The following is a 4,089-nucleotide window of genomic DNA, read 5'->3' on the forward strand; positions in this document are numbered from 1 at the left end:
ATAAGGCTACATTTCTACAGGAATGTTGGCGAGTACTGAAACCTGACGGTGTATTCCTAATGGCAACTTGGTGTCATCGTCCTGTGATGAGTGCTGATCGGCAAACAGCTACTCCCCTGACACCCGATGAGTTACAACATCTTGCCCGCATCTACAAGGTCTACTGTTTGCCCTACGTGATTTCCCTAGCCGAGTATGTAGCGATCGCCCAGGACATTGGCTTTCATCACATTCGCACAGATGATTGGTCTACAGCAGTGGCTCCCTTCTGGCAAGTAGTGATCACTACGGCCATGACTCCTCGCGCTCTATGGGGCTTAGTGCGATCGGGTTGGGACACCATACGAGCAGCACTATCCCTGAGGCTGATGCACCGTGGTTATCAACGTGGATTGATTCGCTATGGGCTACTGTGTGCCACTAAATAGCACTATGGAATAGCCCAACGGATTCATGCTAGGTCAGGGACTGGTTGATAGCGCTCACCACGCTTGTGGAATGCTTATGGAGAAGGACTAGCTGCTCCTGTGGGAGAAGCAGCGGGCGAACTGGGAGACATTCCAGGAGAGGCCGGAGCAGTGGGGGAAGGAGAGACTGCTGGAGCAGGTTCCTTGGTTCCCAGGATGCTAGGATCTCCGTTGTCATAGAAACCAGCAATACAAGCAATCATCAGAGTTGCTAGGGTACCTGCAAACAGAGCTTTCCAGCCTAGGGCGGAAATATCTTTGCGGCGGGAAGGGGCAAGGGCGATCGTGCCTCCTACAAAGATCCCTACCGAGGCAATGTGAGCAAACCCAGATAATGCATAGCTGACAATCAGCACCGTGCGGGAACTCAGGGGATTGTCTGGCCTAGCACCCGCTGCTGCCAACGCTTGGTACGGCGGGATTGCCGTCTCGGTCAAGCGACGACCAATAATCACTGCTGCTTCCCAAGACTCCTGGAGAGACACACCCGTCAACAAGGTCAGTGGATAAAACAAAACGCCTTCAATATTGGCAAGGGTAACGACACTAAAGAAGGAGCCGATCGCCTGTAGGATGCCGATGTCAGAGTTTTGTAAGCCTGCTAACCCAGCAAACAGTTGGTTAATTAAAGATACTAAGCCAACAATTAAAATTAGCACCGCCGCGATCGATACCGCCATTTTCACCCCATCTAGCGCTCCTAAAATGGCTGCATCCAAGGGACTAACTCGCTCGATCGGCTCACCACCAACGGTCTCGGTAGGAGCTTGCTCGTCCTTATCTTCAACAGGTGTCACACTGACTGGCTCTTCTATAGGAATGCCGCCTGCTGTGACGGGCGTTTCCACCTCAGGCACCAAAATTTTGGATAGAACGAAACAGGCCGGAATAGCCATAATCGATGCAGATACTAAGTGTCCCAGGATACTCGGTAAGACATCCTTGAGGAAACCAACATAAATGGCCAGAGTGGAGGAGGCTGCGGTGCCAAAGCAGCAGGCTAAGATAGCACAAATCTCACTGCGGGTCATTTTGGGGATGAAGGGCTTGACGGCGATCGCAGCCTCAATGCCCACAAATATATTAGCTGCGCCACTCAAAGCCTCTGCACCACTCAGCCGCATAGTTGCATAAAAAATCTTGGCAAATACCGCCGTCACAGCACGGATAATCCCCAGATTATCTAACAACGCCATCAATGCTGAAAAGAAAACCACGGCTGGTAATGCCCGAAACGCAAAGATGTAACCCAAATTGACATCAGCAGGACGGGTTGGTAAGGGCACAAGATTTTTACCAAACACAAAATTGGCCCCAGTATCAGCCGCCAAAAACACACTATCCAAAAGCTCACTGAACCCTATCAGAGCCTGTCGAGTGGGTGGAAACCGGAACACAAAGAAGCCCAGTAAAAGCTGCAAGAGAATGCCGCCAATGATTACACGCCAAGGTACAAATTTACGATGTTCTGAAAAGATCCACGCAACAACGCAAAGACCAAAAATACCAACAAAAGAAATCAGATTGAGATATGTCATGGGGTTGAAATCCTTACCCTGATTGATGTTGACACTAGCGCGCTGGCTACAGCTACATCATGTGCCTGCCATGCTGTTATGCACTCCCATGGCAGGGATGATAACACCCAAGCTGGGTCACAGCACTTTATCTTTAAATCTTTTGCTAGGTAGGCGCTCAGGTTTAATGGTCAAGAAGGGGATTGGAGGCTTCGCCCCTAGGAAGTTGCACTGTACCTAAAAATTGTGAGTATGCTGGTATGTGTTAGTAGTGGGCTATGGGTTCCCGTTGGAAATTTTAATCTTGTGCTTGTTTGCCGGTGGATTGGGCTATGAAGCTATCATCTGGGGTAATTGGCTCCAGCAGCAACAGCAACAGCAATCTCAGCAAGAGGAGGAAGAAGAAATCTTGACGCGCTACGAGTCTTATGGACAAGATCCTCACATTCCTCACCTACCGACATCGCCAACGTCGTCAGCGCCTGTGTCTGATAGTAATGGTGCTGACAGTACTGATTGCACTCTAGAAGGTTGGGGAACTAACTCCCTCCCCAAAGACACCAGTCTAATGGGTTGGGAATACAAGATCGTGCGATCGCATTATGATCTGTTTCGGGATCCAGCAGTCTTTCAGAAACTGTGTCGAGAGGAGGCTGAAGCAGGCTGGCTGTTGTTAGAGAAACTAGACGATCGACGGGTTCGCTTCAAGCGCCCAGTCGCCCTTCGAGATATTCTAACTGCTAGCTGTCTAGATCATGACCCCTATCGCACCCACTATGGCCCCTCTGGACAATTGATGTCTTGGCTAGGGATGGTAGCAGCTATAACCGCAATTGTCTTGCCTGCTTATCTTGGCTATGCCCTAGTGACTAGAACTTCAACTCGGCAACCTGCTCCGTTCACGTTTCCATCGCCTACCTATCCATCCCCTTCGTTGCCATAGTATGGCCATAGTACAGGATTTGCTGGTCACAACTCTACAGTCCCAAGCTAGCGGGATAAGACATCAACTGCCTTCATAGCACGATTGAACCACTCTATATCACCCTGTTGTTGATATAACCGAGCGGCTGCTTGTACATCAGCAATGGCTCCCTGACGATCGCCTACATCTGCCTTGGTGAGACCACGATTGTAATAAGCATTGGCATAGTCAGGTTGCAGGCGAATGGCTTGGTCATAGTCGGCGATCGCACCTAACCTATCGCCGATCGCATCCTTAGCATTAGCGCGATTATAGTAGGCGCGAGGATAGTTGGGTTGAATCCGAATGGCTTGATCATAGTCTTCGATAGCACCCCGCTTATCTCCCATGGCTGACCTTGTGGTGCCCCGATTGTAATAGGCCAGCGCATAGTTAGGGTTCAGGCGAATGGCTTCGCTAAAGTCAGCAATTGCTCCTTGATTGTCCCCCAAATCTGCCCTAGCATTGCCGCGGTTATTATGGGCAGCAAAATGGGTAGGTGACAGCCGAATGACTTGATTGTAGTCTGCGAGTGCGCCTCGATGGTCTCCTCGGTTTTGTCGCTCAAGCCCTCGCTGAAAGAAACCATCTGCATCTTGAGGCTCAGCATTACTCAATGTGGGAACCCCCGTAGACTGAGCAACAACGGCTGCAGGATGGGTTAATGTCATCGCTGTAGCAGTCATCATAGTCAACAACACTACTGCCGTCAGCATTGCCTGTGATTGAGCAGAGCCATGCTGATTAGTTGTCATCAGTTTCATACGTCAGCTAATACATAAACTTTTGATACGGCAACTTTTGACCGTTATGAACCGCTTTGCTAGTCTCAATCCAGTCAGGTTGTAGCGCTACTATCGAGACAACTTGTTGATAGCATCCATGGCTCGGTTGTACCATTCCGTATTACCTTGCTGTTGATAGAATCGTGCAGCTACCCGCAAGTCAGCAATAGCTCCTCGGCGATCGCCTATATCTGCCTTGGTGAGACCGCGATTGTAATAAGCATTGGCATAGTCGGGTTGCAGGCGAATGGCTTGGTCATAGTCAGCGATCGCCCCCCGCTTGTCTCCTAGAGAATCTTTAGCATTGCCACGGTTGTAGTAGGCCAAGGCGTAGTCGGGGCGTTGGCGTAGAGCTT

At 50.1% G+C, this 4,089-nt stretch carries 5 protein-coding genes; 2 read left to right on the forward strand and 3 right to left on the reverse strand.

The genetic code is table 11. The annotated features are described in order from the left end of the window. Positions 1–428: SAM-dependent methyltransferase (locus tag NZ772_15075; protein MCS6814876.1), on the forward strand; the 428-nt coding region annotated here is incomplete at its 5' end. Positions 429–502: 74 nt separating this feature from the next. Here NZ772_15075 and NZ772_15080 read toward each other — a convergent pair. After that, entirely contained in the window at positions 503–2,005 is a 1,503-nt protein-coding gene (locus NZ772_15080) for a nucleoside:proton symporter (protein MCS6814877.1), read from the reverse strand. Positions 2,006–2,273: 268 nt separating this feature from the next. On the opposite strand from NZ772_15080, the gene NZ772_15085 reads away from it, so the two are divergent. Beyond that, complete coding sequence (locus NZ772_15085) at positions 2,274–2,927, forward strand: hypothetical protein (GenBank protein ID MCS6814878.1); 654 nt, start codon at positions 2,274–2,276, stop codon at positions 2,925–2,927. A gap of 47 nt (positions 2,928–2,974) precedes the next feature. On the opposite strand, the gene NZ772_15090 is transcribed toward NZ772_15085, so the two are convergent. Then, positions 2,975–3,703: a tetratricopeptide repeat protein gene (locus tag NZ772_15090; GenBank protein MCS6814879.1), complete on the reverse strand. Its 729-nt coding sequence runs from the start codon at positions 3,701–3,703 to the stop codon at positions 2,975–2,977. 99 nt (positions 3,704–3,802) lie between these two features. Continuing rightward, positions 3,803–4,089, reverse strand: a 287-nt coding sequence (locus NZ772_15095) for a tetratricopeptide repeat protein (GenBank protein ID MCS6814880.1), incomplete at its 5' end; no start/stop codon positions are given.

The organism is Cyanobacteriota bacterium (assembly GCA_025054735.1).
Classification (GTDB): domain Bacteria; phylum Cyanobacteriota; class Cyanobacteriia; order SKYG9; family SKYG9; genus SKYG9.

Coding starts and splice junctions, on each gene's coding strand:
- NZ772_15080 (MCS6814877.1), bottom strand. CDS start 2,005: ATGACATATCTCAATCTGATTTCTTTTGTTGGTATTTTTGGTCTTTGC.
- NZ772_15090 (MCS6814879.1), bottom strand. CDS start 3,703: ATGACAACTAATCAGCATGGCTCTGCTCAATCACAGGCAATGCTGACG.